This is a genomic window from Bradyrhizobium sp. AUGA SZCCT0105, from assembly GCF_018129565.1.
In the GTDB taxonomy this organism is placed as follows: domain Bacteria; phylum Pseudomonadota; class Alphaproteobacteria; order Rhizobiales; family Xanthobacteraceae; genus Bradyrhizobium.
The window spans coordinates 963,482-985,327 of sequence record NZ_JAFCMK010000002.1 but is presented as its reverse complement, the minus strand read 5'-3'; the positions used below and the strand labels follow the sequence as shown (position 1 = coordinate 985,327).

Below are 21,846 nucleotides of genomic sequence, written 5' to 3'. Positions count from 1 at the left end.
CGACGCCGCTTGCGGCGGACATCGTGGCTGGCAAGAACAAGGCGCGGCGTCGTGATTGATGAGAAGGCGCAGGATCTGGCGAATCGTTTTTGACGGCGGGGCAGGCCGCAGGCCTATCGAGAATAGCCAAGCGCGGCGCCGATGGTTCGGGCCGCATCCATCACGTGAGCCGAATACTCCTTGATCTGCTTGCGCTTGATGCGCGTGTCCGGTCCGGACATGCCGATCGCTCCTACGAGTTCGCCGGAGCGGCCAAGGATCGCGCAAGCGCAGGCCGCGATGCCCTCGCGCCACTCGCCATGCAGCACGGATGAATAACCTTGCGCGCGTGCCAGCTCGATGTCTTCGCGCAGCTCCTTGATCGTCGTTCGCGTCGTCTCGGTGTAGCGCCTGAGATGCGGCCGAAATCGCTCCAGATAGTCGTCCGGCATATGTGCGAGCATCGCCTTTCCCGTCGCCATGGTGAAGGCGGGCGCGCGCATGCCCACGCTCGTATGGGCGCGGATATGGTGAGCGCTTTCGATCTTGTCGACGTAGACGACGTCGGTATCCTCGAGCACAGAAAGATGAATGGTTTCGCCGGTTATCTCGGCAAGTTTCGTCATCGCCGGTCGCGCCACGTTAATGAGGTCCATCCGGTGAATGACATGGCTGCCGAGCGCCCAAATCTTGGTCGTGAGCTCATACGTGCTGTGCGGGGGTATCTGGCGCACGTACCCTTGGGACTGCAAAGTCATGAGCAGTCGATGCACGTTGCTCTTGGTGAACTTCAGCTCGCTCGCAAGGTCCGTGACCCCACGAGGTTGCTCGCTCAGAGCAAGTGTTTCCAGGAGACGCAGTCCCTTGGTGAAGGCCTTATCCATCCAACAACCAAAATAGAATGATCTTTCACCCGATCTAGCATGGCCGGGCGATCGGCCATAGCCCGCAGCAGGGGCAACCCCGAATCCTTCCGGAAACGGGGCCACCTGCCGATCAGTTGCCTATTTGGCCAGCAAGGCGTTGAGTTTCTCCTGCCCGTACTCTTCGTTGGTGGAGTTTCCCGCCGGCGAAGTTGCGCCCCAATAGTCCGGGCTCCACTCGATCGCTTTCGAGACGTTGTCCGGATTGTTTGCCCAGTAGCGGGCGAGCTTCTTGTCAGTCGCCGCCTCGAAGACAACCGGGGAGGGAAGGGCGACCGGGAAGGTCGAGGTAAGCTGCGCCGCGCGCTTGGCGTCAAGCCGCCAGGAAAGCAGTTTCAGCGCGTTGTCGTAGTTCGGCGCTCCCTTGGGGATCGAGAAGAAGTCATAGTAGACGAAGCCCTGATTGAAGGTAAGGTCAATTGGGGCGCCTTCCAGTGCGAGCTTGCTCATCGAGCCGGTGTAAGCCATGCACATGTCGGCCTCGCCGTCGAGCAGGAGCTGCGGCGGCTGTGCGGCCGTCGTCCACCATTTTGCAATATGGGGTTTGATCTCCTTGATCTTCTTCAGCGCTCGCTCCATGTCGATCGGGTAGAGCTTGCTTTTCTCCACTCCGTCAGCCATCAGCGCCGCTTCGAACACGAAACGAGGCCAGGCGGGCATGCAGCGCCGCCCTGGGAATTTCTTCACGTCCCAGAAGTCGGCCCAGCTTGTCGGTATATTTTCCCCCTTGTACTTGTCCTTGTTGTAGACGAGGCCGACGCCGATCACTTGCAATGCGACGCCCTTCTTGCGCTTCAGGTTGTCCGGCATTGCCGTCAGCGTCTGCTTCGCCGCGTCGGAAAGCTTGGAATAGTCGATATCGGCCAAGCAGCAGTCGCCGAGGAGCTTCGTCTCCTGGTCGAAGATGAACGTCAGGTCCCATTGCGCCTTTCCGGCTTCGGCCTGAGCCTTGATGCGCGGACCGCTGCGGGCCTCCTGGACGGTCACGACCTTGATGCCGGTCTCCTTCTCGAACGGGTCGTACATGACTTTGCGCAATGCATCGCCGTATCCGCCGCCCGGATCCTGCATGATCACGACGTTGCTCTGCGCCTCGGCGAGACCCGTACCCATCGCGACGAACAGGGCCGAGGCCAGTACCGAAGCCGATAGGCGCAAGCGTTTCATTCCCAGCATTTTCTCTTTCCTCCATCTGAAATTGATCCGTGTCATGCCGCTTTTCGTGACGTAGCGAGAACGGGGCGCGCAAGGACGAGCCCTGCGACGACCAGCAGCACCTCCAGCGTCGAGACCACGGCCAGCACCGGATTGAGCCGATAATTGATGTCGCCCCACAGCATGAGCGGGAGCGTCTTCAACTGCGCGCTCGACAGGAACAGCGTCAGCACCAGCTCATCGAACGAGTGCAGGAAGGCGAAGAACGTCGCTGCAGCCAGCCCCGGCATGATGGCCGGGAGCGTCACCAGCCGGAACACCGTCAAGGACGATGCGCCGTGTACGGCGGCCGCCTGTTCAAGCCTGGTGTCGACGCCTTGAAGCGAAGCGGACAGGATGACCACGACGATGGGAAGGCCGCCGATCGCGTGCGCAGCGGCGAGGCCAAAGACGGAGCCGACTAGATCGAAACGCAGGAACAGGCTGTAGAGCGACAGGCCAAGCACGACCGGGGGAACGATGATCGGGCTCACGAGAAGCAGCATGATGGCGGATTTGCCGCGAATCCTGCTCCTGACGATACCGAGGGCCGCCGACGCGCCAAGCGTGATCGCAATACCGGCCGACATCGCCGCGACGATCAATGATGTCCAGAACGCCCGCATCCAGTTGGAATCGGAGAAGAACTGTTCATACCAGCGGAGTGAAAAGGCCGGCGGCGGGAACGTCAGATAGCTTGCGCTGCTGAAGGAAATGATCATCACCACGATGATCGGCAGGATGAGAGTGGCGATGACCAGGCCGCCCATGAGGCGAATAGTCCAGGTTCCGCAACTCGCGGGCAGACGCCCGAATAGCCTCAGGAGCGGCCAACCGATCAGGTCGGCGAGCGAGGCGCCGAAACTGCGGCGGCCGACATCCGCAGCGTGACGGTCAGTCGCTTTTGGCGCGGCCTCCGTCAGCTTGCGACCGCCCCAAATGAACTCGAAGCCGAGGAAGCGTCCGGCCACCGCGACCACTGCGAGCGTAATCGTCAGCAGCACGACGCCCAATGCCTGCAGGAATCCCTCCGACGTGACCGAGTCCGCCTGTTGGGTGATATGCATGGCGAACATCTGGTCCCCGGGTCCGCCGAGCAGGGTCGGTGTAATGAAGAAGCCGATCGCCGCAACAAAGACCAGCAGGAAACCGGCGCCCATGCCAGGCAGGGTCAGCGGAAGCAGCACGCGCCAGAATGCGGCGATGGGCCCGGCGCCGCTCGCCAGCGCCGCACGAGTCAGGCTTTGATCCAGGCGCGCCACGCTGGAATAGATCGTAAGCACCATGAGCGGCAGAAGCACCGCCGTCATGCCGAGAAGCACCGTGCCCCGGTTGAAGAGAAGCTGCACGGGCTCGCTCAATATCCCGAGGGAAACCAGCAGCTTGTTAACCGGCCCGTTGCGACCAAGCAGGACCATCCAGGCATAGGTCCGGATCAGGATGGCGATGAAGTAGGGCAGCACGATCGCGGTTGCGACCAATATCTGGACGATGCCGCGACTGCGGTGAATGAGCAGCGCAGTCGGATATCCAAACAGCAGACACAGGCCTGCGACCGTGACCGAGATCTGCATCGTGCGGACGAGCGAATCCCAATAGAGCGGTATCGCGAACACCCGCTGGAAATACGACGACCACGTTGGCCCACTCAGGCTAATACGGATGAGGTCGATCAGCGGGAGAAGGTAGATGAACGCCAGAAAGGCCAGCGCGGGCACGAGCAGCAGCGCCGGATCCTTCAGCCTCCTGGCAAGATCCAGCTCCGCAGGATAGCCGGACCGGACACCGTTGGATGCGGAGGTCATGCAAGCACCCAGCAGTCCGCGGCGCCCCAGCTCACGTGGAGGCGATCCCCGACCGCGGGCAGGGGCCGATCGGCCATATCCGTACATCGAATCAGGAGCGGCTCTCCGCCCTCCATTCGCGCCTCGATCCGCAGGATTTCGCCGAGGAAGATCGCGGATGTGACGCTGACCGGGGCGGAATTCGCCGTTGGCTCGTTTGACACAGCAATGCGTTCCGGACGTACCAGCACTGTCGCGCGTCCAACGTCGATCGTGACGCGGCTTTCCGCGCAGAAGACATATCCCGTGCGGTTCTTCATCGTCAGCGTCGATCCGCGCTTTTGGAGAATGTCCGCATCGATCAGATTGCTCTCGCCGACGAACGAGGCGACGAAACGATCGGTGGGATGTCGATAGATCTCCAGCGGACGGCCGATTTGGACGATCCGGCCGGCGTTGAGCACCGCAATACGGTCGCTCATGGTCAGCGCCTCTCCCTGGTCATGCGTGACGAACAGGATCGTGCTGCCGATGGTCTGATGAAGGTCGCGGATTTCGATCTGGATCGACTCGCGCAACCGCCTGTCCAGGGCGCTGAGGGGTTCGTCCATCAGCACGACCTTGGGCCTCCTGACGATGGCGCGGGCGATGGCGACGCGCTGTTGCTGTCCCCCCGACATCTGGGAGGGGGATTTCGCCGCATGCTCCGTCAGCCGCATGATCTCGAGCGTTTCGGCGACGCGTCGCTCCGCGGTCGCTCGATCGACGCCCGCCATGCGAAGTGGAAACGCCACGTTCTGGCTCACCGTCATGTTCGGAAAGAGCGCGTAGCTCTGGAAGACCATGCCGAAGCCGCGCTTGTGCGTGGGCACATTGTGGACCGGCTTTCCGTCGACGAGGATTTCGCCGCTATCGAGGCTCTGGAATCCGGCCACGAGGTTGAGCAGCGTCGTCTTTCCGCTGCCGGACGGGCCAAGAAGCGTGATGAATTCGCCCGGCTCGATGTCGATGCTGATCCGGTCGACGGCATGGAAGCTGTCGTATCTTTTCACCGCTTCGCGAACGGCGATGCTCGAACCGATGGCGTCACGTTCCCGGAGGCGGCCGGTCGGCGACGTCCGAACGTTCGCATCGCCGGAGCGCGTTGCGCGCAGAGCCGCGGGCTCACCCATCTCTTCTCCCCTCCCAGTTGTTCTATAATGTAGAACGTTATTCCAATTATTGTTGGCGCGGCGCGTCGTCTTGTCAAGTCGAGCCGACCGATCGCGGCGCAATGGCGCGCCGCTGCGATCGGTTGCGCAAGCGCGAACCTCTGCAAACAAAGACCTCGCCGGCGAAGCCAGATTGACAGTGCCGTCCAAATCCGCCTAACATAAATTTAGAATAGTGTTCTACAATATAGAACACGTTGGGAGGATGATGGTGTTGAGCGAGCCCCGCGTAATGGCGAAGCACATCGAGCCGGGCATGCGGGTCGCGCTGCCGGTCGACTACGCCGGCGTCTCCATGACCATGACGCGGGCGATCATCGAGCATGGCGCGGGCAATCTCGATCTCGTCTGCGTGCCGACCGGCGGATTGCAGGTCGACCAGCTTGTCGGTGCGGGTCTGGTCCGGTCGGTGGAGACCAGCGCCGTCTCGCTGGGCGAAGCGGGTGGAGCGCCCCGGTTCAACGCTGCCGTCAAGGAAGGCGCAGTTCGACTGAAGGACGCGACGTGTCCTGCCATCCATGCCGGCCTGATGGCGGCGCAGAAGGGCAGTCCCTTCATGCCGCTTCGGGGGCTGATCGGAACGGATCTGCTCCGCCATCGCGACGATTGGCGCGTCGTCGACAATCCGCTGGCGGACGGAGGCGACCCGATCGTGCTGATTCCGGCCATCCAGCCCGACGTCACGATCTTCCACGTGCCGATGGCTGATCGCTTCGGCAACGTCTGGATCGGGCGGCGCCGCGAGCTTGCCGCAATGGCTTACGCCTCGCGCATCGTTCTCGTCACGGTGGAGCGGGTGGTCGAGGAAAGCCTGCTTGCGGATGAGATGAGCGCTGCCGGTGTGCTGCCGGCACTCTACGTCACGGCGGTCGCGCGCGCTCCAAATGGCGCGTGGCCCTACGGTTTATGGGGCGAGTACCCATCCGACGGTGCGGAGATCGCCCGCTATGCGAAGGCCGCGCGGACCGCCGACGGCTTCGCTGCCTATATGGCCCAGGTGCAGATGGAGCCTGCGTGATGGCCGAGGTTCTCCCTCGCGAAGTGCTGATCTGCACGATCGCGCGGCTGCTCGACGGTGTCAGGCATGTTGCCGTCGGGGCGTCCTCTCCGATTCCCGCCGCTGGCGCGATGCTCCTGCGTGCGGTCAAGGAAGCGGGCGGTGCCCTCGGCCCACGCATTTCCATCCTCGGTTCTGTCGAGCACAATTTCTTCACCAACGGTTCGGCGGAACTGTTCGATTGCGCCGGTCAGGGCCGGATCGACGCGTTCTTTCTCGGTGGGGGTCAGATCGACGGCCTCGGCAACGTGAATCTCGTCGGAACGGGCGATTATCCGCATTCGAGCGTGCGCTGGCCCGGCTCATTCGGATCCGCCTATCTCTACTTCGTCGTGCCGCGGGTGATCCTGTTTCGGGAGGAGCACACGCCGCGCGTGTTCGTCGAGAAGGTGGACTTCATCAGTGCCCCCGGTATCAGTCAGGAGGGAGTTTTCCGCAGCGGCGGTCCCATCGCCCTCCTGACCGGCAAGGGACTCTTCCGGTTCGACAAGGCGCGGCCTGGCTTTGCGCTGGAGAGTGTGCATCCCGGGCACGATCTTGCGGAAATCAAGGAGGCGACTGGCTTTCGGTTCGAGCACGACGCCGAGCCGCGGCAGACCGCCTTGCCCGATGGATCGACGCTGGAGCTGCTCCGCGGCCGCGTGTTCGACGAACTCGCCGAGACCTATCCCGAATTCGCCGCGCAGATGCGGCGCGATCTTGGGGCGGTTGACGCATGAGCAGGATTGCGCGGGTACCGCATTGCAGCCATTGGGGCGCGTACATAATTCTCGTCGAGGACGGTCGCATCATAGGCGTGGAGCCGTTCGCGCACGATCCGGCGCCTTCCCCGATCATCCATTCGATCACCGAATGGGCGAACCCGGAGCGCCGCGTGCTGCGACCGATGGTCCGTTCCGGCTGGCTGGACAAGCGCGAGAGGAGCGATCGCCGGGGACGCGGCCGGGAAAAGTTCGTGCCAGTCAGCTGGGACGAGGCAACGACGCTGGTTGCAGAAGAAGTCCGCCGCGCGGCCGGCACCTTCGGCAATGCGTCGATATTTGCGGGCTCCTATGGTTGGACAAACTCGGGCCGCCTGCACCATGCCTCATCGCTTCTGAAGCGCATGCTCAACCTGGTTGGCGGCTTCACGAGACATGTCGACACATATTCCATCGCGGCAGGTCCCGTAATCTTGCGGCACACGCTGGGTAGCGATGACGCGTGCGGCGGCCGAGCCAATACGCTCGACACCATCGCGCAGCACACCGAGACGCTGGTGGTGTTCGGCGCCCTGTCGCCTCGAACCGCGCAAAACGAGGCCGGAGGAATCGGCAGCCACCGGCTTGAAACCTATCTCCGACAGATCGTCGAGCGCGGCGTCAAGGTCATTCATGTCTCGCCGCTGAAGGACGATCTGCCCGACTGGGTCAACGCGGAGTGGTGGCCGATCCGCCCGAACACCGACACTGCACTGATGCTCGGCCTTGCGGGCGAGATCGTGAAGGCCGGCCGGCACGACCGGGACTTCCTCGCCCGCTGCACCAGCGGTGCGGATCAGTTTGTTCGCTATCTCGAGGGCGAGGCGGATGGCGGACGCAAGGAGGCTGCGTGGGCCGCGAGCATCTGCGGCCTCGACGCGGGCAAGATCGCCACGCTCGCAAGCCGTTTGGTCGGCACGCGGAGCATGCTGACCGTGAGCTGGAGTCTGCAACGGGCCCACCACGGGGAGCAACCGTTTTGGGCTGCGCTCGGGCTTGCGTCGATCGTCGGCCAGATCGGATTGCCGGGCGGCGGGGTGGGCTACGGATACGCTTCTCTGGGAGGCGTGGGGGCGCCGTTCAACGTCAGCAAGTCGCCGGCGGTCTCGCAACTGACGAGGCCGATAGACAGCTTCATTCCGGTCGCCCGGATCAGCGATATGCTGCTCAATCCCGGCAGGCCATTCAGCTACGAAGGAACGATCCGCTCCTATCCAGATACGAGGCTGGTCTATTGGGCTGGCGGCAATCCCTACCATCATCATCAGGACCTCAATCGCTTGTCGGAAGCCTGGACGAGGCCCGAAACCATTGTCGTACAGGACCCGATGTTCACGGCGACAGCGCAGCGGGCCGACATCGTGCTGCCGGCGACCACGTCGATCGAGCGGAACGATCTTGCCGGCAACAGGCGCTCCGACTTCATCCTGGCGATGAAAAAGGCGATCGAGCCGCTGGGCGAGGCCCGTTCGGACTTCGAGATATTCAACGAGATCGCAGGCAAGCTCGGGGTGGCCGATCGCTTCAATGAAGGCCGTGACGAGATGGGCTGGCTTCGGCATCTCTACGAAGCCTGCCGCAGCGACGCGTCGGAGCGCTTCGGCTTTCCGATGCCGGATTTCGATGTTTTCTGGGAAGCCGGCTACGCCCGCTGCCCGGTCAAGGCCGAGCACACGTTCCTGGCCGATTTCCGCAAGAAGCCGGACGAGCACGCGCTCAAGACGGAAAGTGGGAAGATCGTGCTCGGCAGCGAAACCCTGGCCAAGCTGGACTACGCCGACTGCCGCTCGCATCCCGCCTGGATCGAACCGGCTGAATGGCTCGGCAACGTTGCCGATACCGGCCAAATGCACCTCATCTCGCACCAGCCGGCCGGCCGTCTTCACAGCCAGCTCGAAACGGGTGCATCGAGCCGAGCCATGAAGCGCAACGGCCGAGAACAGGCGCGCGTTCATCCAGATGACGCAGCCGCTCTCGGCGTCGAGGACGGCCAGACGATACGCATCTGGAACGGCCGGGGAGAATGCCTTGCGACCGCAGAGGTCACCGACAAGGTCCGTCAGGGTGTGCTGGTGCTCCCAACCGGTGCGTGGTTCACGCCGGCCGGCAATAGCGGGCTGGAGGTCGCCGGCAATCCGAACGTGCTCACGCTCGACATCGGCACGTCCCAATTCGGCCAGGGCTGTTCGGCCCACACCTGCCTTGTCAGGGTCGAGCCGTATGCGCCCGACCGGCGCGATGCGTTTGAAGCATATCAAGAAACGCTCGTCGCGCTCGCGGCAATATAAGAGGAGCTTCACAACATGTCAGCGCCGGCCATCAGCCGCTTTCCTGTCCCCGACATCGCTACGCTCCCCGAGGATATTCGCGCGCGGATAGCGGCGGTTCAGGAAAAGTCCGGTTTCGTGCCCAACGTTTTCCTGACGCTCGCGCATCGTCCCGACGAGTTTCGGGCATTCTTCGCCTATCACGACGCCCTCATGGACAAGCCCGGTCCGATAACCAAGGCCGAGCGTGAGATGATCGTCGTGGCGACGAGCAGCGTCAATCAATGTCAGTATTGCGTGGTCGCGCACGGCGCGATCCTGCGCGTACGAGCGAAGAACCCGCTGATCGCGGACCAGGTCGCCGTCAATTATCGCAAGGCCGATATTACCGAGCGACAAAGGGCGATGCTCGATTTCGCGATGAAGGTCTCGGCGCGAGCCTATGAAGTGGGCGACGCCGACATCCAGGATCTGAAGGCTCACGGATTCACGGAGGATGATGCATGGGACATCGCGGCGATTGCGGCATTCTTCGGCATGTCGAACCGTCTTGCCAACGTCACCAGCATGCGTCCGAACGACGAGTTCTTTGCGTTGGGTCGCTGAACGCTTCGGGCAAGGAATCCAATGGTGTCGCTTGTCATAGACAGTCGCTTCCGAGGTCCGCCTAATTCCGGCAACGGAGGCTATGTCTGCGGATGTCTCGCAAAGCACGTTGCCGGAGATGCCGAAGTGACCTTGCATGCGCCGCCACCGCTGGAGCGGTCGCTCGATGTCCTGATGGGGACTGACGGCGACGTCGAACTGCGCGAGGAGGACAGGCTGCTGGCGACGGCGCGTGCCGTGAGGATTGATGCTCCGGACGTTCCCAGGGTGAGCTACGAAGCGGCTGAAGAGGCGGTCGGCAGAACGCCGTACGATGAACGGACCCATAACCTCCCGACATGCTTCGTCTGCGGCCCCGCGCGTGCCCATGGCGACGGTCTTCGGATCTTCGCAGGTCCGTTGCAGACGCCGATCTCGGGGAGACCCGCCGTGTTCGCGGCTTCCTGGGTCCCTCATGGCAGCCTTGCCGACGCGGATGGCTATGTCGCGTCCGAATTCGTTTGGGCCGCGCTCGATTGCCCGACGGGTTATTGCAGCGTGGGCGCAGGTCACTTGGGGTTGAACGGTAACGAAACCGTCCTGCTCGGGCGCATGGCCGCGCGGATCGATCACCGGCTACGTCCTGGGGATCGCTGTGTGGTGGCGGCTTGGCCGACCGGGCGAGAGGGGCGCAAGCTCTTTGCCGAGAGCGCCTTGCTGAGTCCGGAGCAGGATGTGTTGGCCGTCGCGCGAACCACGTGGCTACTGGTCGACCGAAAGGTTCAGCTCGGAGCGAGGACATGAACGCGACGTGGGGGCAGCGCATGACCTGCGCCGAGAGAACTGCCGCCGGCCGGCATCTTGGCAGAATCTATGTATACGCGGCCGGAGGATTCCGCAGATGACCAACCGTGATGCTGAACTCGAACTTCGTCAGTCCATCATCGATGCGTGTCGTGAGATGGCGGCGCAAGGTATCAACCAGGGCACCTCAGGAAACATCAGCGTTCGAACCGACGAGGGCATCCTGCTCACGCCGTCCGGCCTTCCATACGACCGCATGAAGCCCGAGGACATCGTGGCCATGAAGTGGGACGGGTCATGGTCCGCGTCGGCAGGCAGCGTTCCGTCAACGGAATGGCGCTTTCATCTCGACATCCTGAAATCGAAGCCGGAGGTCGGCGCTGTCGTTCACGCGCACCCGATCTTCTGCACGATCATCGCGATCATGAACCGCTCGATCCCCGCAATTCACTACATGATCGCCGCTGCCGGCGGTAACGACATCCCGTGTGCGCCCTACGCTCAATACGGCACGGCCGAGCTTTCGCAGGCGGCCCTGAACGCGCTTCGCTTTCGGCGCGCCTGCCTGCTCGCGCATCACGGGCTGATTGCCATAGGTCCCAACCTGCGCAAGGCCATGTGGCTCGCGGTGGAGGTCGAAGTGCTCGCCAAGCAGTACCACGGTTGTCTTCAACTTGGCTCTCCTCCGCTCCTGCCGGACGAGGAGATCGACAGCATCTTGAGGCGATGGGGGCAGTACGGCCTGCGCGATAGCGACGGCGCGCCCAAGAGTCCCCAGCGGTCAAGCTAGATTCCGGTCAAACCACTTTCCTGCGAGAAACTCATGGCTCACACTCACGACGTCAGCGTCTGCGGTACGTACATTCTGGACATATTGGGGGTGCCAGTTACCGAAATTCCGCCTGGTGGCGGCAGGTTGCTGATCGAAGAAATTCGGCTCGCGGTCGCCGGAACCGCCGGCGGGACGGTCGTCCCCTGTGCGCGTCTCGGTCTGAAGGCGCTCGCGGTGGGTGCGGTTGGCTCCGACGAGAAAGCTGACTGGATGCTGAGCGCGTTGGAACGCGAAGGCATCGATACTTCCGTGATGGAACGAATGGCCGACTGTCCGACGTCGGCCACGATCTTGCCGATCCGGCCCGATGGCTCGCGTCCGGTCATGCATGCACGGGGGGCTTCCGCCCGCTGGCGTATCGCACCCGAAACGCAAAAGATCGCCTGTCAAAGCAGGATTTTGCATCTCGGCGGGGTTGGCTCTCTGCTCTCGATGGACGGAGCGCCCTCCGTATCCTTGCTCCGGGATGCAAAAGAGGTCGGGTGTACAACGACGCTCGACCTCATCCAGGCGCGAAGCGAGACGCTCGCGCTGGTCGAGCCATTGCTGCCCTTTGTCGACTTCTTCATGCCGAGCATCGATGAGACCAAGGCCATGGTCGGAACCGACGATCCCGCGGCTTGTGCGCGGTTCTTCATCGACAAGGGAGCAGGGGCTTGCGCGATCTCACTTGGGGCCGACGGATCGCTCGTGATGACACGCGACGGTCGTCACTTCACAGTGCCCGCTTTCGAGGTCGCGGTACGCGATACGTCGGGATGCGGCGATTCCTACACGGGCGGCTTCATTGCCGGTCTGGTCCGCAACTGGGATCTGCTGGACTGTGCGAAGCTTGCGACTGCAACGGCGGCGATCGTCGCAACGGGTCTTGGCTCCGGCGCCAATCTCGCATCGTTCGAAGACACGGTAAGGGCGATGAATACGCTACCGGTTCGTAACGCTGGTCGCTTGTAGTTTCACAATATCAAAAGACGTCATCCGAACAACAGGGGAGAACACAATATGGCCCGACATGCGGTCGTGACGGGAGCAAGCCGCGGAATTGGTCGCGCGATTGCCATTGGCCTTGCCAGGCGCGGCTACGATCTGGCGTTGAACGACATAGCAGCGCAGGAGAAGGTCCTCCTGGAGACAGTTGCAGAGATCAGGGGACTTGGTGGCCGTTGCATCCCGGTGTTGGGCGACGTCAGCGATATCAGCAATTGCAGGCGGGCTGTGGCTGAAGCCGTGCGAGGTCTCGGGCATATCGACGTCCTCGTCAACAATGCAGGGATACTCAGGTTGGCGACTATCGACGAGCTGACGCCGGAGACGTGGGATCAGACATTTGCCGTAAACACGCGTGGCGTTTTCCAGATGACCCAGGCTGTCGTAGCGCACATGAAGGAACGTCGATACGGGCGAATCGTGAACATCGCTTCGCTCGCCGCCCGAACCGGCGGTCCAGGGCAGTCCCACTACGCTGCATCGAAGTCGGCCGTGGTCGGCTTTACGCGGGTTTCTTCCATGGAGTTCGGAGGCCACGGCATTACGGTCAATGCCGTATGTCCGGGCATCATCGTGACGGAGATGGGGCTCAACAATCTCCGCGATCCGGAGCGGGTCGCCTATTTCGAGAAGGTCACGGACCTGCACCGGCTCGGGCAGCCGGAGGATGTTGTCGGTCCCGTGGCGTTTTTTGCTTCAGATGATTCTGCGTTTGTGACCGGCCAAGCCCTTAACGTCGACGGTGGCATCTTCTACAGCTAGAAACCGGGTCGGTTGCCAGAGGACCTCGCTATTTGCGTGCGCTGGGCGCGAAAAGAGACGAAAAACCTCGGTTTGATCGCCACCTGCACCGAATGTCGGCGATCGGTGATCGCACCTCCACGATTTGAACCTGCGGCGGTGTGATCGGTCGCGGGCAGGGATGAACGGGCGGTCTTCTGTTCAGTCATTGGTGAGATGACACTATCTCTGATTGGATCGAATTGGAGATCGGTAGCTGGAGCCAGCCCCAACTGGCCCATGATGGATTGGACAGAGAGTTCAAGTTTTCCAAGTGGTCAGAAGGCGGCGTGTGCATGACGTGTGCGCCGGGAGGTCCAGGAGAATCTCGCTACGGCCAACGTGAATGGGCTTTCCGAGGTGATCGGGGGCGCTGATGCGGTGTCGTTGCTGCCGGACGAGCTAACGTGGACGCGCTGATTTCGCGCCCCACATGCAAAGGCTTGATGGTTCGAAGCCGAACTGTCGGGGCCTATGGGTTTCCTCATCCTCGATTTCGTCGACGCCGACGGAATACTCAAAAACCATGCCGTCCGGACCTTGGAAATACAGAAAGCGCGCGCCGGACGTCGGGTGACGACCGGGACCGAAGACGATCGGGACGCGCTGACCGGACAAATGGTAGTACGAGCGCAATACATCGTCGTTGCTCTCGACCTGATGGTTGATGTGCTGAACGCCTGGCCCCCGTCCTGGTGCCAGGGCCACGGTGTGGTGGATAGCATTGACCCGCATGAGTGCGATGTCGCCGATGCGGTCGCTGACCCGTGCGTTGCAGACCTGGGTCCAGAACCGCTCGTCCCGCAGCGGATCGGTGGTAAACAGACCTACATGGCTGAAGCCGGTAATTCCGGCATCGCGGGTGGCAAAATATCGCTTGCCGCTGCGCTCGGGCCGCACGACCAGTTCGATCTGGTTGCCGGTCGGATCCTTGAAGCCGATGAAGGCCTTGACCTTGCGGAGCATACACTCGTCCGGCGTGCCGGCGTGGACGGCATGGCCGAGAGCGTCGAGCGTCGCGCCGGCGGCGTTGAGCTTGTCCTCATCGGTGACCTCGAAGGCGACCGTCTGGTCCCGCGGATCGCCTTCGAAATAGCAGAGCGTATGAGCGCGGTCGTCGGATCGCAAATAGAGCGCCGTCTTCGCCTGCTCGCCAATTTGCAGGCCGAGGCTCCTGGTCGCGAAACTCTGCGCATCCTCGAGGTTGGAGGCGCCCAGCCGCACATAAGCGAGATCTCGCAATTCAATCATCTGGCGCTCCGTCGTCTTCAGCGTTGATCAGTGGCGGCTGGCTGCAGTTCCGGGATGCCCTGGCATTGGCTGCCCCACTCGCAGAGCGAGTCAGGATGGGTGGAAAACTGCCGGGGGCGATGATCGGGTTCGACGTCGTTGAGGCCGTGGCTGTACGAGAAGACGTGTCCCTCGGGTCCCTCAAACCTCAGAAAGATCTGTCCCGACGCGGGCTCGCGTCCGGGACCGTGCAGGATCCTGATCTGACGATCCTGCACGAAATAGTGGCTCTGCATGATCGCATCCAGGCTCTCGACGCCGTAGCTTACATAGAGAATTCCTGGGCGGTCGGATGGATAGAGCGCGATGCGGTGGTGCTTTTGGTCGATCCTCAGATATGTGATGTCGCCAGCCCAGTCACTGATCCGGGCGCCTAGGATTGACGTCCAGAATCGCTGGTCATCCCGCAACTGTGAGCTGCGTAGCCCCACGCCCTGTAGTCCAGTGATGCCCGCGTCGCGGCTTGGAAAATAGCGTCGGCCGCTTTGCGCCGGGCGCAACACCAAGTCGATCTCGTTGCCACTGGCGTCTTGCGCGATGAGAGTGTCGCGCACAAACCGCTGCTTGCATTCGTCCCGACTGCTCCGGCGGACGGCGAAACCGTCCTTCTGCAGCGCATGTTCAATGCGCTCGAGAGCGGCTTCGTCTGATATCTCGATCCCGATTGACGACGCCACCGTCGGCGCCGGCACCAGCGACAGCGAGTGATAACGATCGTCCGAGCGAAACAGCAGGGCCTGTTTGTCGGGCACCGGCTGCAAGCCCAGAATGTCGGTTGCGAAGGCGGCCGCCGAGAGCGGCTCACGGACCGCGAGTCTGACGTAGCAGAGCGCGATCAAAGGGCCTTGGGGACCTCCGTCAGCTGAATTTAGTCCCGTCATGTCCGCCTTCTCAGCTGCTTGGGGATCGAATCCTCGATGTGCTGCCGCACGATCTTGCGCCAGACCGCGAGCAGGCGCGAGAAGTGCTCGGGATCATTCTCGATGAGCATTCTGACCGAGAAGCCGCGAACCACGCTCAGCGTGAGCGCAAGCACGTCCCTGGCGAGCTGTTCCGGGATTCCCGACGATATAAGCGTGTCGAGCCAGGTTGCCTCGATCGAGAAGCGGGTCTGCCGGGCAAATTGCTGGGTCTCTCGTTTGAGCCGCCGCGTGCTTTCGTCGCTCATGCCGATGGCGAGCTCGATGAAGAAGTAGTCGCCGAAGAAGAAGTCCTGGGCGTCCTTGATGATACTGTCGATCGGATCGCCGCCATCGTGTCGCGCCGATTGCGCACGGCGTGTACTCTGGGTGAACGTAATTTCGTTGACGTAGGTCAGCACGGCGACCACAAGCTCGTGCTTGCTTGGGAAATGGTGCATCAGCGCGCCGCGCGAAACGCCGGCGAGGTCGGCGACCTCCACGGTTCGCAGGCCGCCGAAGCCGTTCTGGCGGATCAGCTTGACGGCTGCGTCCATGAGCTGCTTGCGCGTGGTCTCGCTGCGCTCTGCCTGGGTTCGCCGCGGCGCGTATGTCGGCTCCGCCGTGCTGTCGCGGCGCGATCTCAGTTTCTGTCGGGTTGCGGGCCCCCGCGACGTGCCGGCGGCACGCCGGGTCCTGGGCTTGGGGTCGTCAGAATTCGACATAGACGCTGCCTGCTATCACCCTGACCGGAAAGGTCTTCAACGGAACCGTACACGGCATGCCGGTCGGCGCGCCGCTTGTGACGTCGAATGTACCAAAATGCCAGGGACATTCGACGATGTTTCCGGCCAGAATACCCTCTTCGGACAACGAAGCCTCGCCATGGGTGCACAGGTCCGCCGTCGCGTAGATCGTTCCTTCCACATTGTAGATGGCAAGATTGGTGCCGTCGGGCATCGCCGCGGGACGAATTTCACCTTCCGGAAAGTCCTGAACCGTGCCAACGAGGACACCATTGATCGTGGTCGTCATAGCATGGTGCTTCCGCCGTTGACGCTGATGACCTGTCCGGTGACGAACGAGGCCTCTTTCGACGCGAGATAACATACCATCGAGGCCACCTCGTCCATCTCGGCTGCGCGCCCCATCGGTACAACGTCAACGAAGCGTTGCAACGCCTTCGGCGCCCTGAGGGTGGCCTCCCGCACCTGGGGCGTGTCGACGATACAGGGGGCGACGACGTTCACGGTGATGCCGTCCTTGGCAAACTCGCGCGCCAATCCGGTCGCCATCGCATGCACGCCGCCTTTGGCGGCATTATAGGCCGCGTGATCCCAAAGTCCGTTGCGGACCGAATCGGCGCCGATGTTGACGATGCGTCCATAGCCCCGGGCTTTCATGACCGGAACGGCGTGCCAGGTGCACCACAGCGCGGTCCAGAGATTGCGATCGATCGTCGTTCGTAACGTGTCGGGCGTGTGGTCCAGAAACGGCTTGATGATCCCACCGCCGGCGTTGTTGACCAGAATGTCGAGACCCCCGAAATTATCCACCGCCGACTTGATCACGCCGCGTGCGACGTCTTCCCGGGACAGGTCGCCGGCTTTCATGATTGGCCGCCCGGCGCCGCTCGCGGCGATGTCATCCGCAACGGCGCCGAGGCGTCCCTCGTCGATATCCGAAAGCACGAGCTTGGCTCCGGCGTCGGCGAAATGGCGGGCGATGACTGCGCCAATGCCGCTGGCAGCGCCGGTCACCACGATTGATTGTCCTTCGAACCGTAAAGCCATGTAATTTTACCCGTCAGAGCACGATGCTGATGCGACCGCTCGGGCGCAGTCCGTCACCGGCGAGGAGGCAGCGCTTTTCCCGGATGCGGAGGCCCTCGCCGTCGACCGCCAGCCGATATCTGCTGGTTCCGAAGTAGAGATCGGTAACGCCATCCTTGGTCCGCAGGGTCTGGAAAACGCAACTGACGTCAATCTCGTCCTCGCGTCTTGCCTGGATCCGGACGTTGCCGACGATACGGCTTGTCTTCGAATGCGGAAACTCCGCGTGCGCCGTGCGTTTCATCAGCCGCTTGACCCGCTCGCCGAGCCGGACGCGATCGTCCGCGATGTAGAACAGGTTGCTCTCCGACGAGGCGTCGGCTGGCAGATCGGTGCAGGGTACTTCATATTTCGCATCGTCCGTGAACAGCGTGAGCCACTCCGGCAGACGCCATTGATCGAGCAACTCGGCCTCGTTGAACAGGAAGTCTTCCACTTCGGTTCGGCTCAGGGATTGCATGTTGTCCTCCTCAGGCCGCGACGCCTTTGATGCCGGATGCCGGGGCAGGGAACATCTGCTTGTTCCACTGAGTCCAGAATGCCCGCATCTGCAACTCGTCGTCGTGATGCGCCTTGTCCTTGCCCATTCCCTTCGAGATGTCGTTCCAGAGGGCTTCCTTGGAGTTCTCGAAGCCGCGCTGGCAATGTTCCAGCGCCTCGGCGTCGTCAGGTGTCGCGAAACCGCCAGGGCCCAAGAATTCCAGGAAGTTGTTGAGACGATACTTCCGCGCCCACGCCGATTCATCGTTTGGCGCAAGCGCCCAAGCGTTGATGACCATGTAGTCGGGGGCCACCGGGAAATAGGTGCGCACAGTCAGCGCCATGATGTCGTTGACGACAAGGTTCGGAAAAATGAACAGATTGCGGTTCTTGCGCGCGATCCGATCGGCGCGTTCCTGGCCGTGGCGCTTGACGAGGTTGTCGTAGAGTTGGTCGATCTCCGATTTTCCGGCTTCACCCCATCCGGGAATCCATTGCGCAACCGGGCGTCCCCATGGGGCGCCGTATTCGAGCACGGCGTGGCCGTTGCCGAGATCGTATCCGTAACCGCCACCGCCCATGCCGCCAGCAAGATTATCGGTCGAGCTCATCAGGATGTCGAAATACGTCGCATGGGTGGTTGCGGCATGATAGCCGTCGATACTGTTCTCGGTGAGCAGCTTCCAGTTCGCCCGGATCGAATATTCTTGGCTTCCGGCGACGATCGACATTCCCGCATCGGTCTGATCGCAGATGACGTCGAGGAATTCTTTGGCGCCGGCGAGATAGTCGACGAGCGGAACGATGTTGCTGTCGAACGAGATGAAGTTGAAGTCGCGATAGGTTTCGAACCGCGGCACCGGCTGCATGTTCGAGGTGTCGCGGCCTTTGAAGCCCTCGGGGTAGGAGGCTTCACCGGGCTGACTGCGCAGCTTGCCGTCTGCGCCGAACACCCAGCCGTGGTAGAAGCACTGGAACGACTTGGCGTTGCCCTTGCGCTCGCGGCACACCTGGGCGCCACGGTGTGGGCAAGTATTGAGCAGGGCGCGCAATTGGCCCTTGCTGTCCCGGGTAAACAAGACGCCGCGGCCGGCAACCTTGCGGGTGATGAAGTCACCCGGCTTCGGCAGTTCGGACGAATGCCCGAGGTAGAGCCACGAGCGGTCGAAGATCATTTCCTTTTCGGCCCTGAAGATCTCGGGGTCAACGAAGTTGCGTCGCGCCACCTTGAAAATGCGCTGTGCCGGATCGACGAGCAGTGCGGGCTGGTGTTGTGCGTTCATTGGGGTCCTCTTCCCTAGGCGGCGAGTGAGCGCTTCAGTTCGAATGCAGGATTTTCCAGGTCGCTTTTTCGAACGGGCTTGCGCGAGGCGACGAGGCGGCGCAGCACCGCCATGTCTCGCGCGGAATTGACGGTGATGCCGCCGATGACTTCGCCGTCACGGACGCTGATGCTGACGAAGCATCCAGCCGCAACGTCTCCCCTGACGATCTCGTCTCCGCCGGCCGGATTGCCGACCACCTGGATGTTGGCGTCGTACTGGTCGGACCAGAACCAGGGCGGGGCATCATAGGCGGTACTGACGCCAGCCATGGATTTTGCGGTGGCGATCGCCTGGTTCTGCGCGTTGGCCCAGTTCTCGACGCGCATCCAGCGGTCGTGACTTCGGCTCCACTGCTCGGCGACGTCACCAGCGGCAAAAATGCCATCCGCGGCGGTTGCGCCGGTCGACGTGACGCGGACGCCGCGTTCGGCATCGAGGCCCAATTGACGCGCAAGCTCGGTGACTGGTTCGACGCCGACGCCGACCAAAGCAAGATCGGCCGGAATGAAGCGACCGTCGCCGAGCTCCAATCCGCGAGATGTCGCCTGCCTGACTGAGCCGCCACAAATGATCTCGGCGTCTCGCGACGCATGCAGATGCTGAAGATATCGGCCAAGCGACGCGGAGCCGATTTGAGGCAGCAGCCGGTCGGCTTTCTCGACGATCGTGACGAGACAGCCGCGCCCTATCGCGGCCGACGCGACTTCGAGGCCGACGACCCCGCCGCCAACCAGCGCGACCCTGCGCCCGGGCTGCAACTCCTCGCGCAGCGCGAGCGCGTCGCCCATGCCGCGCAGGTAGCGGACCGAGAATGGAGCATTGTCGAGTTCAATCAAGCGCCGCACGCGGGTCCCGGTCGTGAGCAGCAGGCAGTCGAATGCCAATTCCTGTCCGTTCGCAAGGCCGACGATGCGTTTCTGCCCATCGGCTGCCACCACGCGCGACGACGTGAGCAGTGCGACATCGAGTTCATTCCACTCCGGACTCTGCCGGATCAGTGTCGGATTAGGGACCCGGTCGATCAAAATGGCTTTCGACAATTGCGGGCGTTCGTAGGGAGGGTGCTCTTCCTCGCCAACGAGGGTGATCGACCCGCGATGGCCGGCCGCGCGCAATGCCTCGGCGGCCCGGGCGCCTGCCTGTCCGGCGCCAACGATCACGATGCGCGCTTGCTGAGGGTTCAACGTCATTCGCTCCCTTGGCGCGGCTTTTCCGTGCTGCGCCATCACGACGCTCCGAGGCGTCTTGACAGCGACAATAAAAACAATCATTCCTGTTTGTAAAGTGAATTCTGCGGCGCGCGCGAGCGCAGGCAGCGTTCACGCAAAGAAGCTCGCAATAGAGCGACAGGGAGAGCGCATTGGGCACGGTGATTGATATTCACACGCATATTGTGCCTCCGCGGCTGGCCGCGGACCCGAGGCGGGACGTGCGCTGGCCAAGCGTCGATCATTCGATGGGGGATCAGGCCGCGGTGATGATCGCCGGCAAGGTGTTCCGAAAGATCGATACGAGATCGTGGGATGTCGAGCGACGCCTTGCAGACATGGCCGAGGATGGCACCGACATGCAGGTGCTCTCGCCGATGCCCGAACTGTTGTCGCATTGGCTGCCCGCTGACGATGCGGAATACCTCGCGGAGGTCATGAACGACCAGATCGCGGCCATGATCGCGTACGCGCCACGCAACTTCGCCGGCATCGGGATGGTGTGCATGCAGGATGTGGCGCGCGCCGTCCGGCAGCTCGAGAAGGTCAGAGCGCTCGGCCTGGCTGGGATCGAGATCGGTACGCACATCGACGGTGTGGCGCTTGGCAGCGAGCGCCTGTTTCCGGTGTACGAAGCGGCTCAATCGCTCGGCCTCGGCATCTTTGTGCATCCGCTGCATCCGGCCGGCATGGATCGCGTGGGCGGCAGCCCAGAGTTCGCTGCGACGGCGGTGTTTCCGCTCGAAACGGCGCTTGCTGCCGTATCGCTGCTCGCGGCTGGCGTCCCCGAGATATTTCCGCGGCTACGGATCCTGCTCAGCCATGGCGGGGGAGCGCTGCCGTGGATTCTGCCGCGGATGGATTTTGGCTGGTCGCTCGGCGCGAAAGGCAAGATGACGCGGGCGCCTTCGAAGCTTGCCCGGCAATTCTGGTACGACAGCATCCTCTACGATTCGGTTTCATTGTCATTCCTTGGCAATGCGGTGGGCGAGGGCCGCATCGTTGTCGGATCGGACTACCCCTTTGCAATACGACAGAAACAGCCGGGCGCGTTGGCAAAGCGCGCGCTGAGCAGTGATGCGGTGCTCGCGGAAAATTCCTTTGGCTTCCTCGGCCGGCGATACGACGTGGAGCCGCTCGGACTTGCAGTGGCGCAAGCGACGGGCGGACAGGCGAGGCCATCCCATGGCTGATTGCCGCTCACTGCCTCAGATGTGCCTGCTCGGTCCCATCCCGCCGCGAACGCCTGGCCGCAGCGATGCGCAGGTGCCTTCGGACGCGGCGAGGGGCACAAGCAAATACGGACGGATACCGTTCGTCTATTTCTACCAGAATGGCGATGCAACCAATCCTGCATTCGGTTTGCTCGACATCGAGATTGCGGTCCAGCGTCGGGCTCCCGGCGTCTTCGAATGCGAGGTCTACGCGATCGGAGACGGCTATCAGAGCGGTCACGGTGCGAGCTTACCCGGGCCGCTCGCGATCGAGTTCCGCGGTCGAGGTCATACGGTTACCAGAGCTCAATGGTGGTACCCGGCCGTCCTCAGCGGTCACATGGACGCGCTGACGTTTTCAACTCCGCTCGCGTTGACGGACGAGGAGTTTGGCTTGCTCGACAGCATTTTGCTGCCCCCGGCACGCGCCGAGGTGACGGTTTGTCTGGAGTGAG

The 21,846-nt window shown here is 62.5% G+C and carries 22 protein-coding genes; 10 read left to right on the top strand and 12 right to left on the bottom strand.

The features are described from left to right. Window positions 1-113: 113 nt before the first annotated feature. From JQ573_RS13755 to JQ573_RS13740, 4 genes are all read right to left on the bottom strand, one after another. The gene (locus JQ573_RS13755; RefSeq protein WP_212310382.1) at window positions 114-863 is read right to left on the bottom strand and encodes an IclR family transcriptional regulator; all 750 of its coding nucleotides are present in this window, start codon (window positions 861-863) and stop codon (window positions 114-116) included. A 120-nt stretch (window positions 864-983) separates the two neighbouring features. Beyond that, complete coding sequence (locus JQ573_RS13750; protein ID WP_249131672.1) at window positions 984-2,114, bottom strand: extracellular solute-binding protein; 1,131 nt, start codon at window positions 2,112-2,114, stop codon at window positions 984-986. After that, window positions 2,111-3,901: an ABC transporter permease subunit gene (locus JQ573_RS13745; RefSeq protein WP_212310381.1), complete on the bottom strand. Its 1,791-nt coding sequence runs from the start codon at window positions 3,899-3,901 to the stop codon at window positions 2,111-2,113. Before JQ573_RS13745 ends, JQ573_RS13750 begins: the two co-directional genes overlap by 4 nt. Next, window positions 3,898-5,052: an ABC transporter ATP-binding protein gene (locus JQ573_RS13740; protein WP_212310380.1), complete on the bottom strand. Its 1,155-nt coding sequence runs from the start codon at window positions 5,050-5,052 to the stop codon at window positions 3,898-3,900. Before JQ573_RS13740 ends, JQ573_RS13745 begins: the two co-directional genes overlap by 4 nt. Window positions 5,053-5,299: 247 nt before the next feature. Between JQ573_RS13740 and JQ573_RS13735 the strand changes: the two genes are divergently transcribed. The 8 genes from JQ573_RS13735 (at window position 5,300) to JQ573_RS13700 (ending at window position 13,125) form a co-directional block, all read left to right on the top strand. Next, on the top strand, window positions 5,300-6,109 hold the full coding sequence (locus tag JQ573_RS13735; RefSeq protein ID WP_212310379.1) for a CoA transferase subunit A: 810 nt from the start codon (window positions 5,300-5,302) through the stop codon (window positions 6,107-6,109). Then, window positions 6,109-6,867: a CoA transferase gene (locus JQ573_RS13730; RefSeq protein WP_212310378.1), complete on the top strand. Its 759-nt coding sequence runs from the start codon at window positions 6,109-6,111 to the stop codon at window positions 6,865-6,867. The genes JQ573_RS13735 and JQ573_RS13730 overlap by 1 nt, the downstream gene beginning before the upstream one ends. Next, window positions 6,864-9,176: a molybdopterin-dependent oxidoreductase gene (locus JQ573_RS13725; protein ID WP_212310377.1), complete on the top strand. Its 2,313-nt coding sequence runs from the start codon at window positions 6,864-6,866 to the stop codon at window positions 9,174-9,176. The genes JQ573_RS13730 and JQ573_RS13725 overlap by 4 nt, the downstream gene beginning before the upstream one ends. 15 nt (window positions 9,177-9,191) lie before the next feature. After that, window positions 9,192-9,761 carry a peroxidase-related enzyme gene (locus JQ573_RS13720; RefSeq protein ID WP_212310376.1) on the top strand — a complete coding sequence of 190 codons (570 nt, stop codon included), beginning with the start codon at window positions 9,192-9,194 and terminating at the stop codon, window positions 9,759-9,761. Between the two features lie 126 nt (window positions 9,762-9,887). Further along, a complete protein-coding gene (locus tag JQ573_RS13715; protein WP_312011467.1) occupies window positions 9,888-10,544 on the top strand; it encodes a hypothetical protein in 657 nt (218 codons plus the stop codon). A gap of 97 nt (window positions 10,545-10,641) precedes the next feature. After that, entirely contained in the window at window positions 10,642-11,334 is a 693-nt protein-coding gene (locus tag JQ573_RS13710) for an L-fuculose-phosphate aldolase (protein ID WP_212310374.1), read from the top strand. 33 nt (window positions 11,335-11,367) lie between these two features. Beyond that, the gene (locus JQ573_RS13705) at window positions 11,368-12,330 is read left to right on the top strand and encodes a carbohydrate kinase family protein (RefSeq protein WP_212310373.1); all 963 of its coding nucleotides are present in this window, start codon (window positions 11,368-11,370) and stop codon (window positions 12,328-12,330) included. 48 nt (window positions 12,331-12,378) lie between these two features. After that, the gene (locus tag JQ573_RS13700; RefSeq protein ID WP_212310372.1) at window positions 12,379-13,125 is read left to right on the top strand and encodes an SDR family NAD(P)-dependent oxidoreductase; all 747 of its coding nucleotides are present in this window, start codon (window positions 12,379-12,381) and stop codon (window positions 13,123-13,125) included. A 420-nt stretch (window positions 13,126-13,545) separates the two neighbouring features. On the opposite strand, the gene JQ573_RS13695 is transcribed toward JQ573_RS13700, so the two are convergent. From JQ573_RS13695 to JQ573_RS13660, 8 genes are all read right to left on the bottom strand, one after another. Further along, window positions 13,546-14,394, bottom strand: a complete 849-nt coding sequence (locus JQ573_RS13695; RefSeq protein ID WP_212310371.1) for a VOC family protein — start codon at window positions 14,392-14,394, stop codon at window positions 13,546-13,548. 17 nt (window positions 14,395-14,411) lie between these two features. Next, complete coding sequence (locus tag JQ573_RS13690) at window positions 14,412-15,272, bottom strand: VOC family protein (RefSeq protein ID WP_212310370.1); 861 nt, start codon at window positions 15,270-15,272, stop codon at window positions 14,412-14,414. Window positions 15,273-15,310: 38 nt separating this feature from the next. Beyond that, on the bottom strand, window positions 15,311-15,889 hold the full coding sequence (locus JQ573_RS13685; RefSeq protein WP_212310369.1) for a TetR/AcrR family transcriptional regulator: 579 nt from the start codon (window positions 15,887-15,889) through the stop codon (window positions 15,311-15,313). Between the two features lie 154 nt (window positions 15,890-16,043). Then, on the bottom strand, window positions 16,044-16,367 hold the full coding sequence (locus tag JQ573_RS13680) for a non-heme iron oxygenase ferredoxin subunit (RefSeq protein ID WP_212310368.1): 324 nt from the start codon (window positions 16,365-16,367) through the stop codon (window positions 16,044-16,046). Next, complete coding sequence (locus JQ573_RS13675; protein ID WP_212310367.1) at window positions 16,364-17,095, bottom strand: SDR family oxidoreductase; 732 nt, start codon at window positions 17,093-17,095, stop codon at window positions 16,364-16,366. Before JQ573_RS13675 ends, JQ573_RS13680 begins: the two co-directional genes overlap by 4 nt. Before the next feature lie 43 nt (window positions 17,096-17,138). After that, window positions 17,139-17,624 (bottom strand): aromatic-ring-hydroxylating dioxygenase subunit beta, encoded by a 486-nt coding sequence (locus JQ573_RS13670; RefSeq protein ID WP_212310366.1) that lies wholly within the window; start codon window positions 17,622-17,624, stop codon window positions 17,139-17,141. Between the two features lie 10 nt (window positions 17,625-17,634). Next, window positions 17,635-18,927: an aromatic ring-hydroxylating dioxygenase subunit alpha gene (locus JQ573_RS13665; protein ID WP_212310365.1), complete on the bottom strand. Its 1,293-nt coding sequence runs from the start codon at window positions 18,925-18,927 to the stop codon at window positions 17,635-17,637. 14 nt (window positions 18,928-18,941) lie between these two features. Continuing rightward, window positions 18,942-20,195: an NAD(P)/FAD-dependent oxidoreductase gene (locus JQ573_RS13660; RefSeq protein WP_212310364.1), complete on the bottom strand. Its 1,254-nt coding sequence runs from the start codon at window positions 20,193-20,195 to the stop codon at window positions 18,942-18,944. 143 nt (window positions 20,196-20,338) lie between these two features. Here JQ573_RS13660 and JQ573_RS13655 point away from each other — a divergent pair, with 143 nt between their 5' ends. After that, window positions 20,339-21,370: an amidohydrolase family protein gene (locus JQ573_RS13655; RefSeq protein ID WP_312011474.1), complete on the top strand. Its 1,032-nt coding sequence runs from the start codon at window positions 20,339-20,341 to the stop codon at window positions 21,368-21,370. Further along, a complete protein-coding gene (locus JQ573_RS13650) occupies window positions 21,363-21,845 on the top strand; it encodes a hypothetical protein (protein ID WP_212310362.1) in 483 nt (160 codons plus the stop codon). Before JQ573_RS13655 ends, JQ573_RS13650 begins: the two co-directional genes overlap by 8 nt. Window position 21,846 lies beyond the last annotated feature (1 nt).

Excerpts from the sequence above, each read along its gene's own strand:
- JQ573_RS13750 (WP_249131672.1), bottom strand. The coding sequence starts at position 2,114 with ATGACACGGATCAATTTCAGATGGAGGAAAGAGAAAATGCTGGGAATG.
- JQ573_RS13710 (WP_212310374.1), top strand. The coding sequence starts at position 10,642 with ATGACCAACCGTGATGCTGAACTCGAACTTCGTCAGTCCATCATCGAT.
- JQ573_RS13660 (WP_212310364.1), bottom strand. The coding sequence starts at position 20,195 with ATGGCGCAGCACGGAAAAGCCGCGCCAAGGGAGCGAATGACGTTGAAC.
- JQ573_RS13650 (WP_212310362.1), top strand. The coding sequence starts at position 21,363 with ATGGCTGATTGCCGCTCACTGCCTCAGATGTGCCTGCTCGGTCCCATC.
- JQ573_RS13685 (WP_212310369.1), bottom strand. The coding sequence starts at position 15,889 with ATGGACGCAGCCGTCAAGCTGATCCGCCAGAACGGCTTCGGCGGCCTG.
- JQ573_RS13665 (WP_212310365.1), bottom strand. The coding sequence starts at position 18,927 with ATGAACGCACAACACCAGCCCGCACTGCTCGTCGATCCGGCACAGCGC.
- JQ573_RS13720 (WP_212310376.1), top strand. The coding sequence starts at position 9,192 with ATGTCAGCGCCGGCCATCAGCCGCTTTCCTGTCCCCGACATCGCTACG.
- JQ573_RS13705 (WP_212310373.1), top strand. The coding sequence starts at position 11,368 with ATGGCTCACACTCACGACGTCAGCGTCTGCGGTACGTACATTCTGGAC.
- JQ573_RS13680 (WP_212310368.1), bottom strand. The coding sequence starts at position 16,367 with ATGACGACCACGATCAATGGTGTCCTCGTTGGCACGGTTCAGGACTTT.
- JQ573_RS13700 (WP_212310372.1), top strand. The coding sequence starts at position 12,379 with ATGGCCCGACATGCGGTCGTGACGGGAGCAAGCCGCGGAATTGGTCGC.
- JQ573_RS13740 (WP_212310380.1), bottom strand. The coding sequence starts at position 5,052 with ATGGGTGAGCCCGCGGCTCTGCGCGCAACGCGCTCCGGCGATGCGAAC.
- JQ573_RS13745 (WP_212310381.1), bottom strand. The coding sequence starts at position 3,901 with ATGACCTCCGCATCCAACGGTGTCCGGTCCGGCTATCCTGCGGAGCTG.
- JQ573_RS13755 (WP_212310382.1), bottom strand. The coding sequence starts at position 863 with ATGGATAAGGCCTTCACCAAGGGACTGCGTCTCCTGGAAACACTTGCT.
- JQ573_RS13730 (WP_212310378.1), top strand. The coding sequence starts at position 6,109 with ATGGCCGAGGTTCTCCCTCGCGAAGTGCTGATCTGCACGATCGCGCGG.
- JQ573_RS13735 (WP_212310379.1), top strand. The coding sequence starts at position 5,300 with ATGGTGTTGAGCGAGCCCCGCGTAATGGCGAAGCACATCGAGCCGGGC.
- JQ573_RS13670 (WP_212310366.1), bottom strand. The coding sequence starts at position 17,624 with ATGCAATCCCTGAGCCGAACCGAAGTGGAAGACTTCCTGTTCAACGAG.
- JQ573_RS13695 (WP_212310371.1), bottom strand. The coding sequence starts at position 14,394 with ATGATTGAATTGCGAGATCTCGCTTATGTGCGGCTGGGCGCCTCCAAC.
- JQ573_RS13725 (WP_212310377.1), top strand. The coding sequence starts at position 6,864 with ATGAGCAGGATTGCGCGGGTACCGCATTGCAGCCATTGGGGCGCGTAC.